Origin of the sequence: Variovorax sp. E3, from assembly GCF_016082275.1 — a bacterium.
Taxonomy (GTDB): Bacteria; Pseudomonadota; Gammaproteobacteria; order Burkholderiales; family Burkholderiaceae_C; genus Variovorax.
The window spans coordinates 1-21,214 of the sequence record NZ_MOWM01000147.1 but is presented as its reverse complement, the minus strand read 5'-3'; the positions used below and the strand labels follow the sequence as shown (position 1 = coordinate 21,214).

Annotated in this window: 20 protein-coding genes and 3 pseudogenes; 14 read left to right on the top strand and 9 right to left on the bottom strand. The window is 69.0% G+C overall.

The genetic code is table 11. The features are described from left to right. The first annotated feature begins 57 nt into the window (after nucleotides 1-57). Nucleotides 58-1,078, top strand: a pseudogene (locus BMG07_RS32855) (LacI family DNA-binding transcriptional regulator). Nucleotides 1,079-1,378: 300 nt separating this feature from the next. Here BMG07_RS32855 and BMG07_RS32850 read toward each other — a convergent pair. Beyond that, entirely contained in the window at nucleotides 1,379-3,025 is a 1,647-nt protein-coding gene (locus tag BMG07_RS32850) for a GMC family oxidoreductase (protein ID WP_198088007.1), read from the bottom strand. 106 nt (nucleotides 3,026-3,131) lie between these two features. Here BMG07_RS32850 and BMG07_RS32845 point away from each other — a divergent pair, with 106 nt between their 5' ends. After that, nucleotides 3,132-4,721: a serine hydrolase gene (locus tag BMG07_RS32845; protein ID WP_198088006.1), complete on the top strand. Its 1,590-nt coding sequence runs from the start codon at nucleotides 3,132-3,134 to the stop codon at nucleotides 4,719-4,721. Nucleotides 4,722-4,752: 31 nt separating this feature from the next. Continuing rightward, nucleotides 4,753-5,400, top strand: coding sequence for a response regulator transcription factor (locus BMG07_RS32840; RefSeq protein WP_198088005.1), 648 nt, complete (start codon nucleotides 4,753-4,755; stop codon nucleotides 5,398-5,400). Between the two features lie 10 nt (nucleotides 5,401-5,410). Here the strand turns inward: BMG07_RS32840 and BMG07_RS32835 are convergent, their stop codons facing one another. Next, a complete protein-coding gene (locus BMG07_RS32835; RefSeq protein WP_198088004.1) occupies nucleotides 5,411-7,216 on the bottom strand; it encodes a hybrid sensor histidine kinase/response regulator in 1,806 nt (601 codons plus the stop codon). Between the two features lie 355 nt (nucleotides 7,217-7,571). On the opposite strand from BMG07_RS32835, the gene BMG07_RS32830 reads away from it, so the two are divergent. The 9 genes and pseudogenes from BMG07_RS32830 to BMG07_RS32795 all read left to right on the top strand — a co-directional run bounded on the left by BMG07_RS32830 (nucleotide 7,572) and on the right by BMG07_RS32795 (nucleotide 14,967). Continuing rightward, on the top strand, nucleotides 7,572-8,603 hold the full coding sequence (locus BMG07_RS32830; protein WP_198088003.1) for an ABC transporter substrate-binding protein: 1,032 nt from the start codon (nucleotides 7,572-7,574) through the stop codon (nucleotides 8,601-8,603). 4 nt (nucleotides 8,604-8,607) lie between these two features. Beyond that, a complete protein-coding gene (locus BMG07_RS32825; RefSeq protein WP_198088002.1) occupies nucleotides 8,608-9,402 on the top strand; it encodes an ABC transporter ATP-binding protein in 795 nt (264 codons plus the stop codon). A gap of 10 nt (nucleotides 9,403-9,412) precedes the next feature. Further along, nucleotides 9,413-10,267 carry an ABC transporter permease gene (locus BMG07_RS32820; RefSeq protein WP_198088001.1) on the top strand — a complete coding sequence of 285 codons (855 nt, stop codon included), beginning with the start codon at nucleotides 9,413-9,415 and terminating at the stop codon, nucleotides 10,265-10,267. A gap of 157 nt (nucleotides 10,268-10,424) precedes the next feature. Then, nucleotides 10,425-11,282, top strand: coding sequence for an FAD-dependent oxidoreductase (locus tag BMG07_RS43240; RefSeq protein ID WP_307867173.1), 858 nt, complete (start codon nucleotides 10,425-10,427; stop codon nucleotides 11,280-11,282). Beyond that, nucleotides 11,252-11,758 (top strand): FAD-dependent oxidoreductase, encoded by a 507-nt coding sequence (locus BMG07_RS43235; RefSeq protein WP_307867172.1) that lies wholly within the window; start codon nucleotides 11,252-11,254, stop codon nucleotides 11,756-11,758. Before BMG07_RS43240 ends, BMG07_RS43235 begins: the two co-directional genes overlap by 31 nt. Further along, nucleotides 11,755-12,917: pseudogene (locus tag BMG07_RS32810) on the top strand (CaiB/BaiF CoA transferase family protein). The gene BMG07_RS43235 and the pseudogene BMG07_RS32810 overlap by 4 nt, the downstream one beginning before the upstream one ends. Next, nucleotides 12,914-13,690 (top strand): enoyl-CoA hydratase-related protein, encoded by a 777-nt coding sequence (locus BMG07_RS32805; protein ID WP_198088000.1) that lies wholly within the window; start codon nucleotides 12,914-12,916, stop codon nucleotides 13,688-13,690. The pseudogene BMG07_RS32810 and the gene BMG07_RS32805 overlap by 4 nt, the downstream one beginning before the upstream one ends. Before the next feature lie 16 nt (nucleotides 13,691-13,706). Then, nucleotides 13,707-13,844 (top strand): annotated as a pseudogene (locus BMG07_RS45195) (ferredoxin); the annotation flags it as partial. 208 nt (nucleotides 13,845-14,052) lie between these two features. Then, a complete protein-coding gene (locus tag BMG07_RS32795; RefSeq protein WP_198087999.1) occupies nucleotides 14,053-14,967 on the top strand; it encodes a LysR family transcriptional regulator in 915 nt (304 codons plus the stop codon). A 45-nt stretch (nucleotides 14,968-15,012) separates the two neighbouring features. On the opposite strand, the gene BMG07_RS32790 is transcribed toward BMG07_RS32795, so the two are convergent. The 3 genes from BMG07_RS32790 to BMG07_RS32780 all read right to left on the bottom strand — a co-directional run bounded on the left by BMG07_RS32790 (nucleotide 15,013) and on the right by BMG07_RS32780 (nucleotide 16,829). Beyond that, on the bottom strand, nucleotides 15,013-15,381 hold the full coding sequence (locus BMG07_RS32790; protein ID WP_198087998.1) for an immunity 22 family protein: 369 nt from the start codon (nucleotides 15,379-15,381) through the stop codon (nucleotides 15,013-15,015). Nucleotides 15,382-15,388: 7 nt separating this feature from the next. After that, nucleotides 15,389-16,402: a CbrC family protein gene (locus tag BMG07_RS32785; RefSeq protein WP_198087997.1), complete on the bottom strand. Its 1,014-nt coding sequence runs from the start codon at nucleotides 16,400-16,402 to the stop codon at nucleotides 15,389-15,391. A gap of 94 nt (nucleotides 16,403-16,496) precedes the next feature. Then, the gene (locus tag BMG07_RS32780; protein WP_198087996.1) at nucleotides 16,497-16,829 is read right to left on the bottom strand and encodes a hypothetical protein; all 333 of its coding nucleotides are present in this window, start codon (nucleotides 16,827-16,829) and stop codon (nucleotides 16,497-16,499) included. Between the two features lie 21 nt (nucleotides 16,830-16,850). Here BMG07_RS32780 and BMG07_RS32775 point away from each other — a divergent pair, with 21 nt between their 5' ends. Continuing rightward, nucleotides 16,851-17,480 (top strand): hypothetical protein, encoded by a 630-nt coding sequence (locus BMG07_RS32775; protein ID WP_198087995.1) that lies wholly within the window; start codon nucleotides 16,851-16,853, stop codon nucleotides 17,478-17,480. Then, a complete protein-coding gene (locus BMG07_RS32770) occupies nucleotides 17,477-18,490 on the top strand; it encodes a hypothetical protein (protein WP_198087994.1) in 1,014 nt (337 codons plus the stop codon). Before BMG07_RS32775 ends, BMG07_RS32770 begins: the two co-directional genes overlap by 4 nt. On the opposite strand, the gene BMG07_RS32765 is transcribed toward BMG07_RS32770, so the two are convergent. The 4 genes from BMG07_RS32765 to BMG07_RS32750 all read right to left on the bottom strand — a co-directional run. After that, a complete protein-coding gene (locus tag BMG07_RS32765) occupies nucleotides 18,462-19,043 on the bottom strand; it encodes a nucleotidyltransferase family protein (protein ID WP_269759621.1) in 582 nt (193 codons plus the stop codon). The two genes, BMG07_RS32770 and BMG07_RS32765, sit on opposite strands and share 29 nt — an antisense overlap. Before the next feature lie 5 nt (nucleotides 19,044-19,048). Then, on the bottom strand, nucleotides 19,049-19,507 hold the full coding sequence (locus BMG07_RS32760; protein WP_198087993.1) for a RidA family protein: 459 nt from the start codon (nucleotides 19,505-19,507) through the stop codon (nucleotides 19,049-19,051). Then, nucleotides 19,504-20,472 (bottom strand): transglutaminase family protein, encoded by a 969-nt coding sequence (locus BMG07_RS32755; RefSeq protein ID WP_198087992.1) that lies wholly within the window; start codon nucleotides 20,470-20,472, stop codon nucleotides 19,504-19,506. The genes BMG07_RS32760 and BMG07_RS32755 overlap by 4 nt, the downstream gene beginning before the upstream one ends. A 30-nt stretch (nucleotides 20,473-20,502) precedes the next feature. Further along, a partial coding sequence (locus BMG07_RS32750) for a basic amino acid ABC transporter substrate-binding protein (RefSeq protein ID WP_198087991.1) occupies nucleotides 20,503-21,214 on the bottom strand: 712 nt, incomplete at its 5' end.

The window sequence follows — 21,214 nt, the reverse complement described above, 5'->3', positions numbered from 1 at the left end:
CGAGCGCTCTGCCTGCCCCCATCCCGACCTTCCCCCAGAGGGGGAAGGAGCAAGACCATGAAGCCGACCGGCCGCGCCACCATCGCCGACGTCGCCGAGGCGGCCGGCGTTTCCAAAGCCACCGTCTCGCGTTTCCTCAACCACCGCGAGCGCCTGCTGAGCCCCGACATCGCCGCGCGCGTCGAGGTGGCCATCGCCAAGCTGGCCTATTCGCCGAGCCCGATGGCGCAGGCGCTGAGCCATGGCCGCTCGCGCCTGATCGGCCTGATCGTGGCCGACATCACCAACCCGTATTCGGTCGCCGTGCTGCGCGGCGCCGAAAAAGCCTGCCAGGACGCCGGCTACCTCGTGATGCTGTTCAACCTCGGCAACGAGAGTGAGCGTGAGCGCGAGGCCATCGACGCGCTCGCGGGCTACCAGGTCGACGGCTTCATCCTCAACACGCTGGGGCGCGGCAGCAACGTGGTCGATGCGGTCACGCTGCACGGCAAGCCCGCCGTGCTGGTCGACCGCCGCCACACGGGCATGCACACCGACTTCGTCTCGCTCGACAACCACGCCGCGATGACGGCCACCTGCGGCCATCTGGTCGAGGGCGGTTATCGCGAGCTGCTTTACGTCACCGAGCCGCAGAAGGGCGTGAGCTCACGGCGCGAGCGCACGGCCGCCTTCGCGCCTGCGTGGCCGCGCACGAGCCGCGCGTGGCGGGCGAGATCTTCGAATGCGTCGAGGGCGGCCACGACGCGCTCGACGAGGCCCTGCGCGCCCTGCGCCAGCGCGCCAAGCGAGGCCGCCGCGCGGCGGTGGTCGCCGGCAATGCCGTGGTCACGTTGCGCGTGGCGCAGGCCATGGCGCGGCTGGGCTGGCAGTTCGGCAGCGACCTGGGTTTCGTCGCTTCGACGATCCGGAATGGGCTTCCCTCATCGGCCCGGGCTTGAGCACCGTGGCCCAGCCCACCGACGCCATCGGCCGCACGGCCGCCATGTGCCTGATCGAGCGGCTGCGAGGGCTGGAAGAACCGCCTCGCCAGTTGCTGTTGCCTGGTGAGCTGGTGGTGCGAGGGTCGTCTCAGGCCTAGTCGTTGTTCCGTTCGAGGAGCTTCAGGGCGCGCTCACGTCGACGGTGTGCTCTGCTCCGCGAATGTCCCCCGGCCTGCGGCCTCCTCCTTTATTTCGCTGCGCAGAGCACACCGCCGACGTGAGCGTTTTCAGAGCACTGGTTGATCGGCTGCGAACCGACAAGGTGCCCAAGTGCGCAGGGCATCGGGTGCTTCCCGCAGCGAAATAAAGGAGGAGGGGCGAAGCCCCGGGGGACATTCGCGGAGGGAAGTACCCGGTGTCCTGCGCACACGCCCTGAACAAAGCCGTCCTGGAACAACTCAAGCAGCACGCGCATCCTGCACCGCCCGGTCGAAGGTCAACGGCCCCCGCATCCAGTCCGCCGCGCGCTCGGCAATCATGATCGTCGGCGCATTCGTATTGCCGCCGATGAGCGTAGGCATGACCGACGCGTCGACCACGCGCAAGTTCGCGATGCCGTGCACGCGCAGCTTGGCGTCGACCACGGCCATGGCGTCGGTGCCCATCTTGCAGGTGCCCACCGGGTGGTAGATGGTGTCGGCGCGCGCTCGGATGTGTTGCAGCAGTTCTTCGTCGGTCCGCACGTTCGCCGTGTAGAGCTCGTCGTCGCGGTAGGGCGCGAGTGCCGGTGCGCGCAGGATCTCCCGCATCTTCTTCACACCCTGCAGGAGCCTCGCCACGTCCTGCTCGTCCGACAGAAACCGGGGGTCGATGCGCGGCGCCGACGCGGGGTTGGCGTCGTTCAGTCGCACGTCGCCACGTCCGTTCGGCCGCAGCACGCAGGCATGGCATGAGAAGCCGAAGCCGCCATGCAACTTGCGCGCGTGGTCGTCCACCAGCCCGATCACGAAGTGCAACTGCAGGTCGGGCCGTTGCAGCCCGGGCGATGTCCTGATGAACGCGCCGCCCTCGGCGAACGGTGTCGAGATCAAACCCTTGCCGGTGCGGCGCCACTCGGGAATGGCCTTCAGAAAGTTGAACATCCCCGCCGGCCCCAACCCCGGCAAGCCCTTTGCCTTCGTGCGGTAGGCCAGGATGAAATCGACATGGTCCTGCAGGTTGCGTCCCACGCCCGGCAACGCATGCCGCACCGCGATGCCGTGGCGCGCCAGCTCTTCCGGATCGCCGATGCCCGACAGCATCAGCAACTGCGGCGAGTTGAACGCGCCGCCGCACAGCACCACCTCGCGCCGCGCCGAGAGCGTGTCGATGTTGCCGCCCCGGCGCACCTCGACGCCCGTGGCGCGCCGGCCGTCGAGCAGCACGCGCTGCGCCTGCGTGCCCGTCAGCACCGTGAGGTTGGCGCGCGCCTTCATCACCGGGTGCAGGTACGCGGCGGCGGCCGAGCAGCGCTCGCCGTTCCTGTCGCCGCCGTGGAACTGCGTGACCTGGTAGAGCCCCGCGCCTTCCTGCTCCACGCCGTTGAAATCGTCGTTGCGCGGCACGCCGCATTCCATGGCCGCGCGCACGAAGGCCTCGCTGATCTCGCGCGGCGACTGCTGGTCGGCCACCTGCAGTGGGCCGCTCGCGCCGTGCATCGCGCTCTCGCCGCACTGGTTGCCCTCGGCGTGCCTGAACCACGGCAGCACGTCGGCGAACGACCAGCCCGCGCAGCCGGCGCGCTCCCAGTCGTCGTAGTCGCAGGCGTGGCCGCGCACATAGAGCATCGCGTTGATGGCGCTCGAGCCGCCCAGGCAGCGCCCGCGCGGCTGGTAGCCGCGGCGCCCGTTCAGGCCGGGCTGCGGCACGGTCTGGTAGGCGTAGTTGTTGATGCGCGGGCGTCCCGACAGCATGGCCGCCGCGCCGGCCGGTGCCCGCACCAGCACGTCGCGCCCGTCGCCGCCGGCCTCCACCAGGCAGACCTGCACGGCGGGGTCTTCGCTGAGCCGCGCGGCCAGCGTGGCGCCGCCGGAACCGCCGCCCACGATCACGTAGTCGAACTCCATGAGGTGTCGTCCTTTGTGTTGTCTCGGGCCCGGTCTTTGCCGGGCGCCGGCTTTATAACCGGCATGCCCGTCCCACGGGGTTTCCCCTGCCTTCGGCGAAAGCGCAATGACAGTTGTGCAAGCGAAACTCCAAGGCATGCAGCAGAACTACACCAACAACATCTCCCGGCGCGGCATGCTGCGCCTGTCCCTCGGCGGCACCGCCATGGTCTCCCTTCCCGGCATCGGCTGGGCCGCGACCGGCGCCGCCAGCCCGGCTTTTGCCGACGGCCTGCCGCGCAGCAGCCCGGAGGCGCAGGGCATTTCTTCGGCATCGATTCTGGCCTTCATCGATGAGGCCGAGCGCAGCGCGTTCGAGCTGCACGGCTTCATGCTGTGGCGCAACGGCCATGTGGTGGCCGAAGGCTGGTGGGACCCCTACAAGGCCGAGCGCCGCCACATGACGCACTCGCTGACCAAGAGCGTCACCGTGTGCGCGGTCGGCATGGCCATTGCCGACGGCAAGTTCGGGCTGGACGACAAGGTCGTCTCCTTCTTCCCCGAACACCTGCCGCCCACCGTCAGCCCCAACCTCGCGGCCATGACCGTGCGCGACCTGCTCACCATGCGCACCGGCCACGAGTCGATGGTGTCGGGCTCGGTGTGGCGGCCCATCCGCACGAGCTGGATCGCCGAGTTCTTCAAGATCCCGGTGGTCTACACGCCGGGCAGCAAGTTCGTCTACACCAGCGCGGCCACGTACATGCTGTCGGCCATCGTCACCAGGACCACGGGGCAGTCGGTGGCCGACTACCTCAAGCCGCGCTTCTTCGAGCCGCTGGGCATCACCGGCTACGAGTGGGACGTGGGCCCCGAGGGCATTTCGCCCGGCGCCAACGGCCTGAGCTGGAAGACGGTCGACTCGCTCAAGCTCGGCATCCTGCATGCGCAGAACGGCCTGTGGAACGGCAAACGGATCCTCACCAGGGAGTGGGTCGACGCGGTGCACGCGCCGCACACCAAGGACAAGTACGGCTACCAGTGGTGGCTGGGCCCGCGCGGCGCCTACAACGCCGACGGGCTGTTCGGCCAGTATTCGGTGGTGTTCCCCGAGCAGAACGCGGTGCTCGCGCTCAACTCGGCGCTGCCGCCCAAGGCCGGCTTCAACGCGGGCCTGCTGTACAAGCACTTTCCCGCCGCGTTCAGCGACGGCGCCGCAGTGCCCGCGAACGCCACGGGCAATGCCGCGCTCAAGGCCCGCACGCGCAACCTGCAACTGCTGCCGCCAGTGAAACCCGGCAGCTCGCTGGTGGCCGCGCACGTGTCGGGCCAGCGCTTCGACTTTCCGGAGAACGCCGAGAAGATCAAGTCGATGCGGCTGGACTTCACGGCCGACGCCTGCACCTTCACCATGGAAGACGAGCGCGGCACGCACAAGGTGCAGGCCGGCCTGCGCGAGCCGCTGGAGGGCGACACCACCGTCACCGGCAACAGGCTGCACCACGAGTACCAGCCCGACGTGATGCGCGTGGTGGCCAGCGGCGAGTGGCTCGACGCGCGCACCTTCGTCATGACCTGGACCTTCGTGGAGTCGGCCTTCCGCGACACCGTGGTGTGCCGCTTCTCGGGGCCGTACCTGCGCTTCGACCGCAGCGTGAACGTCAATTCGAGCGCCACCGAAATGCCCACGCTCACCGGAAAACGCGCCGCCGCCTGAGCCCGCTTTCAGTTGCGGCCAGAATCGGCGGATGCCATCCACGATTCTGCTGATCGACGACCACGCCATGTTCCGCGAGGGCCTGTTCCTCGCGCTGCGCGAGGCCGAGCCCTCGATGACCATCGAAACCGCCAGCAGCGGCGGCGAAGCGCTCGACGCGCTGGCCACGCTGCCGCGGCTCGACGCCGTGATGACCGACTACTACCTGCCCGACCTGGGCGGTGCCGCGCTGGTCAAGCAGCTGCACCGGCGCCGGGGCGGCCTGCGCATCCTGGTGCTGTCGGCCTCCGAAGACCCGCACGACATCGAGACCGCGCTCGAAGCCGGCGCGCAGGGCTTCGTTCACAAGTCGGCCGACAGCCGGCAGCTGCTGGACGCGCTGCGCCGCGTGATCGGCGGCGAGCAGGGCGTGGTGCAGGCGTCGCCGCAGGGCAGTGCGCTGCTGCCGGTGCTGTCGACCCCCACCGACAGCCTGAGCCAGCTGACCGCGCGCCAGACCGAGGTGCTGCACCTGGTGTGCGAGGGCCTGCGCAATGCGCAGATCGCCGAGCGGCTGGCGACCTCCGAGAAGACGGTCAAGGCGCACATCTCGGCGATCTTCGCGGCGCTGGGCGTGTCCAACCGCACGCAGGCCACGATCGCGGCGCGGCGCGTGGGGCTGCTGGGCAAGCCGCGCTGATGGCGGCCGTTCACTCGGGCCGGGGCGAGCCGGGCGCGAGCAGCTTGTCGACCCAGTTGCGCAGCGCGTCCACTTCCACCGGCTTGTGCAGGATCGGGATCGAGCGCGCCGCGGCTTCGATCAGGCGCGCGGGGTCGGTGTCGCCGCTCACCAGCAGCGCGGGAATGGCGGCGTCGTTGTACTCCTCGTGCATGCGGTCGATGGCCTCGATGCCGGTCTCGTGCTCGCGCAGGCGGTAGTCGCTCACGATCAGGCCGGGCTTGCCGGGCACGTCGGCAATCCGTTCCACCAGCTCGGCCGGGCCCGCGGCTGCGATCACGCGGTGGCCCCAGCTTTCGAGCAGCAACTGCAGGCCTTCGCGGTTCTGTGCGTCGTCGTCGATCACCAGGATCAGCTGGCCGGTGGCGGGGTTCGCGGGCCTTGCTGACGCAGGGGGCGTGCGCGCCTCGGCGGCGAATGCGCCGCCGGCCTCGGCCCCCGTGTCCGGCGCCGAGGCCCGGCGTGCCTCCACGCTCAGCAGGAAGACCGTGCCCCGCCCCTCGACCGAGCGCAGCGCCAGCGTGTGCCCCAGCAGCGCGGCCGTGCGGCGCACGATGGCCAGGCCCAGCCCCAGTCCCTTGCCGCGGTCGCGCTCGGGGTTTCGCAGCTGGTGGAACTCCCAGAAGATGCGTTCGTGCTCGTGCTTCGGAATACCCGGCCCCGTGTCCCAGACCTCGATGCGCACGGTGTCGCCGCGTGGGCGGCAGGCGATCAGCACGCGCCCGTGCGGCGTGTGCGCGATGGCGTTGCTGACGAGGTTGCGCAAGATGCGCTCCAGCAGCACGGGGTCGGAGTGGACGCGTGCGGCGCAGCGTCGCACCTTCAGCGCCAACCCCTTCTGCTGGGCCTGCGGCGTGTATTCCGCGCGGATCTGGTCGAGCAGTCCGTCCAGCGCGAAGTTCTGCATGCGCGGATGGATCACCCCCGCATCGAGCCGCGAAATGTTGAGCAGCGCATCGAACAGGTGCCCCATCGCGGCGCTGGCCTTGGTGATGTTCTCGACCAGGTAGCGGCCATGCACCGACAGCCGCTCGTTCGCGAGCAGCCCGAGGAACAGGCTCATTGCGTGCACCGGTTGGCGCAGGTCGTGGCTGGCTGCCGCGAGGAAGCGCGACTTCTCCAGGTCGCTGCGTTCGGCGGCTTCCTTCTCCAGCCGCACCTGCCGCAGCAGCGCCATGTTTTCATAGCCCAGCCGCAGCGCGTTCAGGTGCGTGCGGTTCATGCGGTGGATGAACGCGACCGTGGCCACCAGGTAGGCGGCGCCGCTGGAAACCAGCGCCAGGTTCACGGCCGACGGCTGCACCGCCAGCGCGATGAAGGTCGGCGCGAAGGTCGGCACCACGAATGCATACACGGCCGACAGCACCATGTAGTTCGAGTAGATGGCGCCCGTGCCCAGCCCGAACAGCACCACGATGAAGAAGAGCTGGTACTCCAGCGGCACGAAGAAGGTCCAGTAGGCGAAGGGCAGCCCCCACAGGATGCCCGAGGCCACGTTGCCCGCCACCATCTGCCGCAGCCACCGCTCGCCCGCGCCCGGGCGGTGGCGCACGCGGTGGTAGTGCAGCATGGCGACGAAGCGGCCGCTCGCCACCAGCAGCGTGGCCACCAGCCAGACGACGACCTGCGTCTTCGGGACCACCGCGAGCATCACGTAGGCCACCACGCAGGCCGAGATGACCGAGCCGCCCAGCGCGAACGGAAAGCTGCGCAGCAGCACGGAAACCTGCACCTCGAAGATGCGCTGGCTGTCGGTGGGCGTGGAGATGTGGGTCATGTGAAGCTCGCCGGGGCGGTGGCGATGTTCTAGCGCGGCCGGCCCGCGCGGGCATCGGACTTTAGTCCAACGCGTTCGCCGCTTTCCGTGCGCCAGGCGAGCCTGCGCGCGCCTATCGTTTTCCCGAAGGTGGTGCGTGCCCCTCGGCGCATGCACCGCGATGTTCATTGGGCGCGCGCCAGGAGAACTATTTTTTAGTTCGCCCGTTGCGAAAAACGGTGCTTGGTGCGCACGCACCGCACTCCTAGCATTCCCCTCGCCGGTACCGCATGCCTTCTCGCATCGCAGGCGGATGGCACATGAACACAAGCGCCGAACGACTTCACCTCATCGCATCGAAGCAAAGGAATCCGCCATGGCCAACCTCCGCGACCCGGGTCGCCGCAGTCTTCTGAAGACCTCCCTCATTGCCGGCGGCCTGTCCGCCGGCGGGCTGCTCTCGGTCGATGCCTTCGCGCAGGGCAAGGCGCGCATCAACATGCAGCTGGGCTGGATCGTCGGGGGCAACCAGATCGGCGAGGTGGTGGCCAAGCGCATGGGCTTCTACGAGCAGGAGGGCATCGACTTCGCGATCCAGCCGGGCGGACCGAACATCGACGGCGTGGCCATCATCGCCTCGGGCCGCTACGAAGTGGGGCAGGTGTCGTCGAGCCCGTCGATCATGCTGGCGGTGTCGCAGGGCCTGCCGATCAAATGCTTCGCGGTGGGCGCGCAGAAGCACCCCTACACCTACTTCTCGCTCGCGAAGAACCCGGTGCGCAAGCCCGCCGACCTGATCGGCAAGCGCGTGGGCATTCCGTCGACGGCCGCCATCCTGCTGCGCGCATTGCTGGCCAAGAACAAGATCGCCGAGAAGGACGTCAAGGTCGTCTCCATCGGCGCCGACATGTCGCCGCTGCTCACGGGGCAGGTCGACGTGGTGACGGGCTGGCTCACCAACACCACCGCCATCAAGGTGCTGGGCCCCGACATCGCCTCGCTCACGCAGTGGGACGCGGGCGTGCGGCTTTACGCGCTGCCTTACTACGCGTCGAACAAGACGCTGGAGACGCAGCCCAAGGTCATCGAGGCCTTCCTGCGCGCCACCGCCAAGGGCTGGCACCACGTGCGCGCCAACCGCGACCAGTCGGTCGACATGCTCATCAAGGAATACCCCAACCTCAAGCGCGAGGACGAACGCGTGGCGGTCGACGTGATGCTCGAATACGCCTTCGGCGGCGCCGCGCAGACGCAAGGCTGGGGCGCGATGGACCCGGCCGTGTGGCAGGAGCAGATCGCCACCTACGCCGAGCTGGGCCAGTTCACCGCGCGCACGCCGAAGGTCGAAGACGTGATCTCGCTCGACGCGCTGAAGGCCACCGCCGCCGCGCGTGCGATGAAGGGCTGAGGCCATGTCCGCTGTTCTCCACGCGCCCCCCGCATCCGCGCCCGCGATCACGTGCCGCGACATCGGCGTGCGCTTTTTCACCGAGCGCCGCGACGTCACCGCCATCAAGAGCCTCGACCTCGATGTGGCGCAGGGCGAGTTCCTCACGCTGCTGGGCCCCTCGGGCTGCGGCAAGTCGACCTTCCTGCGCGTGGTGGCCGACCTGCTGCAGCCGAGCCGTGGCCGCATCGAGGTGCTGTCTTCCACGCCGCAGGCCGCGCGCAAGAACCGCGACATCGGCTTCGTGTTCCAGGACGCGGCGCTGCTGCCGTGGCGCACCGCGCTGCAGAACGTGGAGCTGCCGCTGCAGGTGGGCGGCGGCGCGAGCCGCAAGGGCCGCCGCTCGCCGCTGGAGCTGCTCGAGCTGGTGGGGCTGAAGGACCGCGTGAACGCCTTCCCGCACGAGATGTCGGGCGGCCAGCGCCAGCGCGTGTCGATTGCGCGCGCGCTGGCCAGCGACCCCAAGATCCTGTTGATGGACGAGCCCTTCGGCGCGCTCGACGAGATCACGCGCGACCGGCTCAACGAAGAGATATTGCGGGTGTGGCGCGAGACCGGCGTGACGATCCTGTTCGTCACCCACAGCATCCACGAGGCCGCGTTCCTCGGCCAGCGCGTGCTGATGCTGGCCGCCAACCCGGGCCGCGTGCGCGAGATCGTGCCCGTGGAGCTGCCCGTGGAGCGCACGCTCGAAATGCGCGAGACCCCCGAGTTCGTCCGTCTCACGAGCCATCTGCGGCGCGTGCTCGAAACCTGCTGAGGCCGATGCCATGAATACCCGTTCCATCGACACCGCCGTGCCCGGCGCCATCGGCGCGCCGCCCTCGGCAGACCCCGAATACCTGGCCTGGGCCGCGGCGCGGCAAAAGCGCATCTGGCGCCGCCGCATCCTGCCCGCGATGGGCATCGTCGGGCTGCTCGTGCTGTGGTGGGCCGTGATCGTCGCGTTCGGCGTCAAGCCCTTCATCGCGCCCACGCCGTGGGCCGTGCTGGAGACGCTCTACGCCAAGCGCGACGTGCTGCTCGACAACCTGCTGCCCACCGCGTTCGAAGCCGCCGGCGGCTTCGTGCTGGGCAACCTCGCGGCGATCGTCGTGGCCACGATCTTCGTGCACAACAAGACGCTGCAGGACATCTTCTTTCCGGTGGTGCTGATGTTCAACGCCGTGCCGCTGGTGGCCAAGGCGCCGGTGCTGGTGCTCATCATGGGCAACGGCGTGGAGCCGAAGATCACCATCGCGGCGCTGGTGTGCTTCTTTCCGACGCTGGTGAACATGGTGCGCGGGCTGGAGTCGGTCAACCCGCAGGCGATGGAGCTGATGCGCGTGCTGTCGGCCAGCAAGACCGAGATCTTCTTTCGCCTGCGGCTGCTGAACGCGCTGCCGTACCTGTTCTCGGCCCTGCGCATCGCGGCGTCGATGTGCGTCATCGGCGCGGTGGTGGGCGAGTGGGTCGGGGCCACGGTGGGCATCGGCGCCATGATCCTGCAGGCCACCTTCAACTTCGATTCGCCGCTGCTGTACGCCGCGATCGTGATGAGCGCCACGCTCTCGGGTCTGTTCTTCCTGCTGGTGACGCTGGCGGAGAAGTGGGTCATCCGCTGGCAGCCGGAGAACGCGCAATGACGCCGCGCTGAGCAAACGTTCCGCAACGCACCGGGCAAGCAACGACCGGCTGAACCACGGATTCAGCCGGCGAGTTTCGACACATCCAAACATTTCAACAGGAGAGTTCTATGAGCCGTATTGGCGACTGGATGCAGGAGCCGCGCACGACGTGCGCGTGGCAGCCGAATCGGACGTGGTGGTGGTCGGTGGCGGCCCCGCCGGGCAGGCCGCGGCATTGGCCGCCGCGCGCAACGGCGCGAGCGTGACCTTGCTGGAGCGCTACAACCACCTGGGCGGCCTGGCCTCGGGCGGCATGGTGCTGGTGCTGGACGACATGTGGGACAGCCACCAGCAGGAGATTTCGGTGCGCGGCATCTGCCTGGAAATGATCGAGCGCATGTCCGCGCTCGGCCTGGCCGAGTACCCGCGCCAGCAGGACTGGGGCACGCTGCCCGAGTCGGTGCGGCGCTGGAAGCGCTGGGGCACCTACGACTTCCACAGCAAGGAGAAGCCGCACCCCATCTGCTTCGCGGCCGCCTTCGACCCCGACGCATGGAAGCGCACCTCGCTGGAGATGGTGCAGCAGGCCGGCATCGAGCTGCGGCTGCACTCGTGGTTCTCGCGCACGCTGGTGGAAGACGGCAAGGTCAAGGGCGTGGTCTGCGAGACCAAGGGCGGGCGCGAAGCCATCCTGGGCAAGGTGGTGATCGACACCACCGGCGACCTCGACGTGGCCGCGTCGGCCGGCGCGCCGCACATCAGCGGCAGCTACATCGTGACGACCGTGTTCCGCCTCGGTGCGGTGGACACCGAGGAGGCCGAGCGCTTCGAGCGCGAGGAGCCCGAGACCTGGCAGGCGCTGGACCGCGAGATCAAGCACATGCTGGGCGGCGCGTGGGAGGCGTGGTGGCTGAAGACGCCGCTGCCGGGCGTGGTGTGGTGCAACTGCCCGCACATGCCGGGGCTCGATGGGCTGAAGGTGAGCGACCTCACGCGCGCGAGGTGCAGGGCCGCGCCACCATCCACAAGGTGATCGAGTTCGTGCGCGCGAAGCTGCCGGGCTTCTCGAAATGCACGCTGATCGACATGGCGCCGCAGACCGGCATCCGCCAGACCCGCCTGCTCGAAGGCGCCTACGTGATGACCAAGGAAGACGTGGCCCAGCGCACGCGCTTCGAGGACAGCGTGGCGCGCGGGCGCGACTACTACTACCCCTACCGCACGCTGCTGCCGCGCAGCGTGGAGAACCTGCTGGTGGCCGGGCGCCACTACTCGGCCACCTCGGCCGCGCAGAAGATCTCGCGCGAGATCCCGCCCTGCATGGCCATGGGCGAGGCCACGGGCACCGCCGCCGCGCTGGCGCTGAACGCCGGCGTGTCGGTGCGCGAGGTCGACATCGCCAGGCTGCAGAAGACGCTGCGCGCGCAAGGCGCCGACCCCGGCGACCAGAAGGGCCCGAATGCCGACGTGCCCGCCATCGCCCGTTCGTTCGCCAAGGAGGCCGCATGACCGCACAAGCACTGCCGCTGGACGGCATCCGCATCATCGACTTCACGCAGGTCATGATGGGCCCGGTCTGCACGCAGATGCTGGCCGACCACGGCGCCGACGTGATCAAGATCGAGCGCAAGGGCGCGGGCGACCTGAGCCGCTCGACCTTCGCGCCGGTGGCCGGTGAAGACAACCCGATCTTCTGCAGCCTGAACCGCAACAAGCGCAGCGTGGAAATCGACCTGCGCGACGAGGCGCAGATGGAACTGGTGAAAGCGCTGATCGCCGGCGCGACGTGGTCACCAACAACTTCCGCGCCGGCGTGATGGAGCGCCTGGGCCTGGGCTACGAAGACTGCAAGCGGCTGAACCCGCGCATCATCTATGCGGTGGGCACCGGCTTCGGCGAGACCGGCCCCTACGCCCACAAGGGCGGACAGGACGTGCTCGCGCAGGCGCTCACCGGCGTGATGGCGCGCCGCGCCGATGCGTCGGTGCCGGTGTCGATCTACCCCACGGCGCTGGCCGACTACACGGCCGGCATGCACATGGTGCAAGGCATCCTGCTGGCGCTGCTGCAGCGCGAGCGCACCGGCGAGGGCCAGAAGATCTCGGTGTCGCTCTACAACTCCATGCTCGCCATGCAGATGCAGGAAGCGGCCATGGTGATGATGGAAGACTCCGAGGTGAACTGGGCCGCCATGCCGCTGTCGGGCGTGTTCGACACGCAGACCGGGCCGCTGGTGCTGGTGGGCGCGTTCAAGGCCAACCCGCTGCGCGACATCTGCACGGCGCTGGGCCTGGAAGACCTGTCGCTCGATGCGCGCTACGCCAACCTGAGCGCGCAGTTCGCCAACAAGACGGCGCTGCACGACATCTTCCGCGAGCGCTTTTCGAGCAACACGCGCGACCACTGGCTCGCGAAGCTCGAAGAACAAGACCTGCTCTCGGCGCCCGTGCGCGACATGCGCGAGGCGCTGGTCGACCCGCAGACGCTGCACAACGCGATGATTCTCGAAGGCGGCGCCGCGTCGGGCCGGCCGCTGAAGTTCATCGGCAGCCCGATCCAGATGTCGGGCGCCAAGGCCGGCCTGCGCCGCGAGCCGCCCAAGCTCGGGCAGCACACGGCCGAGGTGCTGGCCGAAGCGCGCGCGCTGATCGAGGAGGCCGACGCATGAGCGTTCTCTTTGAGGTCGCAGACCATGTCGCGACCGTCACCATCGACCGGCCCGAGGTGCTCAACGCGGTCGACCTGCCGACCGAAGCCGAGCTGCAGCGCATCTGGCTTGAGATCGAGTCGCGCGACGACATCCGCGCGGTGGTGCTCACCGGCGCGGGCGAGCGCGCGTTCTGTTCGGGCGCGGACCTGAAGAACACCTCCAACCTCAAGGGCGTCGAGTACTGGGCGGCGGCCCGGCCCGGCGGGTTCGGCGGCATCGCGCTGCGCGAGACGCTCGACGTGCCGGTGATCGCGCGCGTCAACGGCCTGGCGCTGGGCGGCGGCTTCGAGATGGTGCTGGGCTGCGACATCGTCGTGGCCTGCGAGGAGGCCAGCTTCGGCCTGCCCGAGCCGCTGGTCGGGCGCCTGCCGCTGGACGGCGGCATGCTGCTCTTGCAACGCCAGATTCCCTACCGCCAGGCCATGGGCATGATGCTCACCGGCCAGCGCGTGAAGGCGCCGCGCGCGCTGGAGATGGGCCTGGTCAACGAGGTGGTGCCGCGCGCCGAGCTCGACACCGCCGTCAACCGCTGGGTGCAGCAGATGCTGGCCTGCGCGCCGCTGTCGCTCAAGGCCATCAAGCAGGTGGTGCGGCGCACGGGCACGCTGTCGCCGGCCGAGGCGCACCGCATGCGGCTGCCGGCGCTGGTGGCGGCGCTGCAGTCCGAAGACGCGAACGAAGGCGTGCTGGCGTTCCAGCAGAAGCGCAAGCCGCGGTGGCAGGGCCGCTAGGCCCGCGCTGGATGCCATGCCCCACGTCATCACCGGTGCCTGCATCGACATCAAGGACGGCGCTTGCGTCAAGTGCTGTCCGGTCGATTGCATCTACGAAGGCGAGCGCACTCTGTACATTCACCCGGATGAATGCATCGACTGCGGCGTTTGCGTGTCCGCCTGCCCCACGCAGGCCATCTACGAAGACCTTCGGCTGCCGCCCGAAATGGCACATTTCACGGCCATCAACCGCGACTTCTTCGCGGCGAACGTCAGCGGCTGGGCTCGCCGGGCGGCGCGACGCGAAGCGCGTGGCGTGCGACCATCCCGCCATTGCAGCGCTGCCGCGGTGAGCCGGCGCCCCGCGGGAGGGCCGACTGATGCACGCCAGCATTCTCAAATACTTCATCGAGGTGGCGAGCTGCGGTTCGGTGCGCAAGGCCTCGGAGCGGCTGTTCGTGGCGGCCAGCGCGGTCAACCGGCAGATCCACAAGCTGGAGGACGAGCTGGGCGTGGAACTGTTCGACCGCATGCCCAACGGGCTGCGCCTGAACGCGGCCGGCGAACGCCTGCTCAAGCACGCGCAGGAAACGCTGCACCAGTACCAGGTGATGCGCACCGAGCTCGACGCGCTCAAGGGCGAGCGCACCGGCCACGTGAAGGTGGCCGCGATGGACTCGTTCTTCGAGGACCTGCTGCCCTCGGCGGTGGAAGACTTTTTGCAGGTGTTCCCCGCCGTGACGTACACCATCACCGCGGTGCAGCCGATGGACGTGGCGCAGATGGTGATGTCGGGCCAGGTCGACGTGGGCATGACCTTCGTGAGCCGGCTGCCGGGCGGCGTGGCGGCGGTGGCGCTGGCCAACCTGCCGATCGGCGTTGTGATGCCGCCGGGGCACCCGCTGGCCAACCATGCACGCGTGTCGCTGAAGGAGTGCGCGCGCTACCCGTTCCTGCGCTCCAGCTCGCACCCGGTCATCAGCGCCGCGCTGTCGCCCGAGTTCGCCGCCTTCTGGGACGACATGGAGCCGGCCGCCACCTGCAATTCGACGCCGATGCTCAAGCGGCTGATCATGGCCGGCAAGGGCATCTCGTGCTTCTCGAAGATCGCCTTCATCGAGGACCTGAAGCGCGGCGACCTGATCTGGCGGCCCTTCGAGCTGCCGGCGCTCGACCAGTTGCAGGTCGGCATCGTGGTGCCGTCGCAGCGTGTGCTGCCGCACGTGACGCAGAACTTCGTCGGCCGCATGGCGCGCCGGCTGACCCAGCTCGAGATCGCGGCTGCGGCCGTGTGATGGCGGACGGCTTCGTGCAGCGCTCGCCCGTCGGCGACGAGGGCGCTACGTGTCGTCTCCATGCGTCGCGCCGGTGTCGAAGGCGTAGGCGCCCAGGTAGGTCAGCGAGCTTTGTTCGGGGCAGCTCGGGTGGTTCGGCGCGAAGGCGCAGATCGCCGCCTTGAAGAGATCGGCCGAGCGCACTTTGCCGATCCACGCGTCGTCGCAGGAGAAGCCCTTGAGCAGTTCCCAGACCGGCAGGCGCGTTTCGGAAAAGATGCTCTCGATGCAGCCGGGCTCACAGTGGCGCAGCCCGGTTTCCTCGGCGAAGGCGGAGGGCAGCGCGTCGCCGTCTTCGGTGTAGCGCGTGGCGACGAAGGCCAGCAGTTCGCTCTCCGACGCAAAGCCGCTGTCGGACGCGAAGACATGCACCACGGATGCGTCAGCTGTAGTCCGCATAACCGCCCAGTTGGCCGCAATGCAGGCAGCGGAAAACGAAGACCGCGAGGTCGCGTTCGCGCGACGGCGTGTCCAGCAGCGCCTGCCAGTCGGTGTCGGACGCGATGTGCGTTTCCTCCCGAAGGGTGTCGACGAACTCGCGCCCCGCCTGCGACGCGATGAGCGCGCGGTCGACATGCGCGAGCTCGCCGATGAAGCGGCCGGCGTCGTTGCAGTGCGCCCACCAACGCTCCTGCTGCCAGCTGAAGAAACTGGGCGTGCGCTGCGACACCTCCTGGACGATGGGCAGGGGCAGCTCGACATCGCCCATGCCCACGCCGGCCGCGTCGTTGAACTCGCCGTCGAACTTCGCGGCGGCCGAGCCGTCGGCGATGCACCACGGGCAGAAGTGCGACTCGTCGCCGATGGCGTAGAAGCTGCCGCCGTAGATGTAGCCGGTGGCCTGGCCGCAGCACTGGCAGCTTTCGCCGGAGGTGCGCATCACGCCCGACTCGAACGGGTCGGCGTAGTAGCGGAATTCGGGCAGCGCGCGCGCCGGGTCGGGCTGCACGGCTTCGGGAATGCGGGCCTGGTCGATGGCGGCCCGCAGGTCGGCGGCGTAGGGCGCCGACCATTGGTCGGTGTGTGCGTCGAACAGCAGGATGTCTTCGGCGATGGCGCCCGTTGCAGGGTCGCGGCGCACGAAGAGCTGGCGGTACATCGAGTAGTCGTGCGCGATGCTGATGCCGTCGCGCGGAAAGCGCGTGTCCTGCAATGCGAGCCGGGTGTAGTGCAGCACGTCTTCGGCGGTGCGCTTCATCTGCTTGCGGTCGCTGCTGTCGAACACGGGGTACAACTGCCATTCGCCGTCGCGCTGGCGCGGGTCGCCGAAGCGGCCGCCGTTGGAGGCCGCGTAGCAGCCGCGCAGCACCGGGGGCAGGGCGGCGGCGAGTTTTTCTTCGAGGGCGCGCAGTGTGGCCTCGGGCGCGGGCGGTGGTGGAGCAAAGGTCGCGGTCATGTCGAAGGCGAGTGGATCGAGCGAGAGTATGCCGAACGCCGCGCCGGCCTCGCGATGCGTCCGGGCGCCTTCTAGAATCGCCGGCGCATTCCTTTCATTTTTCTTTCGGGCCGCGCGCATGCGGCTCGCCTGGAGCGCAACGCTCCTTCTTTTTTTCTTCTTTTTCGTTGATGCATTCCAGATTCCCGTTCGCGCTTTCCTCTGCCTTCCTGGCTCTTTCTTTCTCCACCGCCTGCGTTGCGGCAGGCCCGCAGCTCGTGCTCGTGCCCGACGCCGAAAAGGCGCCGAAAACCGCGCAGGCGCCCTCGCTCGACGGCGCCATCACCGCCTTCGCCGGCCTGGCTTCCGGCTCGTACTTCTGGCCCGAAGGCTGCTGGCCGAACAGCTGATCGCGGGGCTGGCTTCGCCGCGCCATCGCCAGCAGCAAGCGCTGCCGGGCGGCCAGCGGGTGCTGTCGTCGTACCGCCTGCCCAACGGCGGTGCCGAGCGCTCGGCCGTGCTGGTGGACGACCGCAGCGGCGAGGTGCTGGCCGCCGCGCTGGCGCATCGCGAATGCGGTGTGAGCTCGTCGTCGAAGGGGTGCCGCGACGACCAGCACGCGGTGCTCTCGATCTTCCTGCGCCCCGGCGTCGAGCGCGCGCAGGCGCAGCCGCTGCTCGACTGGAGCCGCACGGTGCCGGCGGAAGACCTGAACTCCGGCAAGGCCGAGAAGTTCGAGAAGACCGAGTACACGGTCATGGACGCCGCGCACACGTCGGCCCGGCCCGTCGCGCGGCCGAAGGGCTTCTCGGCGGTGGTGCCGCTGTACCCGAGGGCGGTGCTCTACTGGACCGGACAGGACGCGCTGAGCGGCGCCAAGGCCAAGCGCGTGCTGCGGCTGCAGACCGTCGACAGCGCCGAGCAGGTGCTCGCCTTCTACAAGCAGCTGACGCCGCCGCTGAACGACATGACGTCGGAACTGGACGGCCGCTCGGGCTATGTGATGGGCAGCCTCAAGGGCGTTTCCTTCTCCGTCAACACCAAGTCGCCGCGTGACATGCCGGCCATCACCAACATCGAGATCGAGATCGCCGAATGAGCCGCATGCTGAATTCCAGGAACACCATCGCATCGCTGCTGCTGCTTGCCTGCGCGCTCGGCGCGCCGGCCCATGCGGCGGGGCCCGTGACCACCGAGTTGCCACCGCCCCGGCTGAAGCTCAGCGAGCAACCGAAGATCCGCGCCGCCGTGATCGCCATGGTCGGCTATGCGCGCGGCAGCTACACGGAAGGCGACAGCCTGATCGCCGAGCAGGTGCTGAACGGCATGCGCTCGCGCTTCGACGTCACGCGCAGCGTCTGGCCCGACGGGCGCATGGTGATCGCGTCGGTCAGCGGTGGAGGCCACGGCGAGGAACGCTCGGCGCTGATGTTCGACGGCGAAGGCCGCCTGCTGGCGCTGGGGCTGGTCAACGGCCACTGCCGCGCGTCGACCGTGCGCGACGAGCCCAAGGTGTGCAACCCCGACCCGCAGGCCGTGCTGACGGTGTTCCATCCCGCCGGCGCCAAGCCCGCGGACGCCGAACCGCTGATCGCGTGGAGCAAGACGCTGCCGTCGTACCACGCCCTCATGGCCGAGAGCGACGACCCCGCCGAGGCGGCGGCCGCGCAGAAGATCGCGAACGTCGAATACATCGAGGGCCAGCCGACGGCGCCGGGCTGGCGCGACGCGCAATTGCCCGCGGGCTTTCCGGCGTCGCTGAAGCCGCTGCTGGTGCAAACGGGTGAAGTGAACAGCACGGCCAGCGCCGGCAAGATCGTGATTCCCAAGGGCCTGGCCGGCCTGCCGATGTACACCGACCGCGAGCGCGCCGAGCTCAAGGGCGCCCGCTGGCCCGACGCCGAGGTGACGCTGCGCAGCTACGCCGCGTTCGACGACCTGCTCGCCATCTACCGGGAACTGGCCAAGGGCGCGACCTTCGAAGCCGGGGATCGCGGCGGCGAGGCCGTGTTCAGCGGCCCCGACGGCGCGGGCCGCTACACCGTGCGGCTGCGCGACGCGAAGGAAACCGGCGTCTTCATCACGGTGTCGAGCTGGAAGCGCAAGTGACGATGCGCAGCGACGGCCAGCGCGACTGGTAGTCGCGCGCCTTCACGGCGAACATCTCGGGCATCGGCATCAGCGGGTTCACGCGCAGGATGCCGGCGGCCAGGTCGCCGAGCCCGTCGGGCGCGTAGAGCGAGCCGTCGGCCAGGTCGATGCCCACGCGGGTGCAGGCGATGAGGTAGCGGTCGATGCCGTCGCGCGCGGAATGCAGGCGCGGGTAGTGCGCCTTGAAGCGCTGCTCGTACCAGAGGTGCACGCGCGCCTGGTTCTTGACCTCGACGGTCGCGCCCAGGTCGGCGACGGCGGCGTGCACGCGGCGGATGACGGCGTCCTCGGCCTCCCACGACAGGTCGCTGTCGTCGAAGTAGAAGACGTCGTAGTCCTTCACGCCCCAGCCCGGCGGGCGGCCGGCGCCGCGGTTCCAGACGGCCTGGAACAGGCAGCCGGCCGTGAGGAAGCCTTGCTTCAGGCCCAGGCCGGGGAGGCGTTCTGCCAGCGCTGCGTTGACGGGGTCCTGCATCGCCTGCGCGATGAGGTCTTCAGGCGTCAACGTCAACGCGATCAGCCGATTTCGGCGATCAGTTCGATTTCCACGCAGGCGCCCATCGGCACTTGCGCCACGCCGAAGGCGCTGCGTGCGTGCGCGCCCTTTTCGGGGCCGAAGACTTCGGCAATGAACTCGCTGGCGCCGTTGGTCACCAGGTGCTGTTCGGTGAAGGTGCCGACCGAGTTCACGAGGCTCATGACCTTGACGATGCGCGTGACCTTGTTCAGGTCGCCCACGGCCGCGTGCAGCGTGCCGAGCAGGTCGATGGCAATGGCGCGCGCGGCCTGCTTGCCTTCTTCGGTGCTGATGTTGGCGCCGAGCTGGCCGGCCCAGACCTTGCCGTCCTTCTTGGCGATGTGGCCCGAGAGGAACACGAGGTTGCCGGTGCGCACGAAGGGCACGTAGGCGGCGGCAGGTGCCGAGACGGGTGGCAGGGTGATGCCGAGGCTGGAAAGTTTGTCGTAAACGCTCATTGAGGCTCCTTGTCTTGGGATGACGATTGTGTCCGGGTTTGCGGCACGGCCTCGATCACTTCCCCCACTGGCTGCACGGTCACGCCGACCCGCAGCGTGTGCCGCGCGCCGCCATGGAGTACGCCGCGCATCGGCGACACGTCGGAGTAGTCGCGGCCGATGGCCAGCGTGACGTAGTCCTCGCCGGGCTGGCGGCCGTTGGTGGGGTCGAAGTCGGCCCAGCCGCCGGGGCTGTCGTTGCCGTCTTCGCTCTTGCCCGGCAGGTACACCGACACCCACGCGTGCGAGGCGTCGGCGCCCACCAGCCGGGGCTGGCCCGGCGGCGGCTGCGTGAGCAGGTAGCCGCTCACGTAGCGCGCGGGCAGGCCCATGGTGCGAAAGCACGCGATCATGATGTGCGCGAAGTCCTGGCACACGCCCTTGCGCTGCGCCAACGCTTCGACGGCGGGCGTGTTGATCTCGGTGCTGTCGGCGTCGTAGGCGAAGTCGGCGTACATGCGCTCGGTGAGGTCCATGGCCACGTCGAAGGCGGGGCGCCCGGGCACGAAGCTGGCGCGCGCGTAGGCGATGAAGTCGTCATGGCGCGGCACGTAGGGCGAGGGAAACACGAACTCCGACGCGGCGTCGAAGGTGGCGTCCTTGCGAAAGCGGAAGCGCTCGCGCACGGCCTCCCAGGGCAGCTCGCGCGCCACGGCGGGCGACAGCACGGGCACCGAGGTCTCGACCACGCTCTCGGCGGTGACGACCAGCTTGTCGTGCGTGGCCTCCAGCGCGAAGAAGGCGCGCGTGTTGCCGTACAGGTCAGGCGTTTCGTTGCGCTGCGCGGGGGGCGGGTCGATGGCGAGCTTGTGGCTCACCAGCCGCTGCGAGTCGGTGGCCAGCGGCTTCAGGTGGGCCAGGTGCTGCGCCGTCTCGACCGGCGGTGCGTATTCGTAGCGGGTTTCGTGCGTGACGTGCAGCAGCATGGCGTTCTTCTTCGGCTCGGTCGAGCCCGGTTACTTCGCCTCGGCGCCGAAGTGCGAGGCGTAGATCTTCGCGTAGGTGCCGTCGGTGCGAATGGCCTCCAGGCCCTGGTTGATCCTGGCGAGCAGATCGGCGTTGCCCTTCTTCACGGCAATGCCGTACTTCTCGACCGGAAAGCCCGCGTCGCTCACGGTCTTGAAACCGCCCGCCGCATTGTTGGCGAGGTAGTGCACCACCACGCCGTTGTCGGCCACCACGGCCTGCACGCCGCCGGCTTCGAGCTCCTTCAGCGCGAGCGGGGTCGACTCGAAGCGCTTGATGGCGGTGCTCGACTTGCCCAGCAGCTTGCCCACCACTTCGTCGCCGGTGGTGCCGTTCTGCACGCCCACCTTCAGGGTCTTGAGGTCGTCGAACTTCGTGACGGGCGAATCGCTCTTGACGGCGATCAGCTGCCGGGCGTCGAAGTAGGGCTGCGAGAAGTCCATGGTCTGGCGCCGTTCGTCGGTGATGGTGATGGCCGACACCAGCAGGTCGCGGTCGCCCTGGTCGAGCGCGTTGAAGATTCCCTCCCACGGCGTGTTGACGAACTTCACCTCGATGCCGGCCTTTTGCGCGACCGCCTTCACCACGTCGATGTCGAAGCCGACGATCTCGCCCTTGTCGTTTTGCGACTCGAAGGGCGTGTAGGCGGCGTCGGTGCCGACCACGAGCACGCGCGCGGCGGCCGGCGGGGGCGGTGCGCTG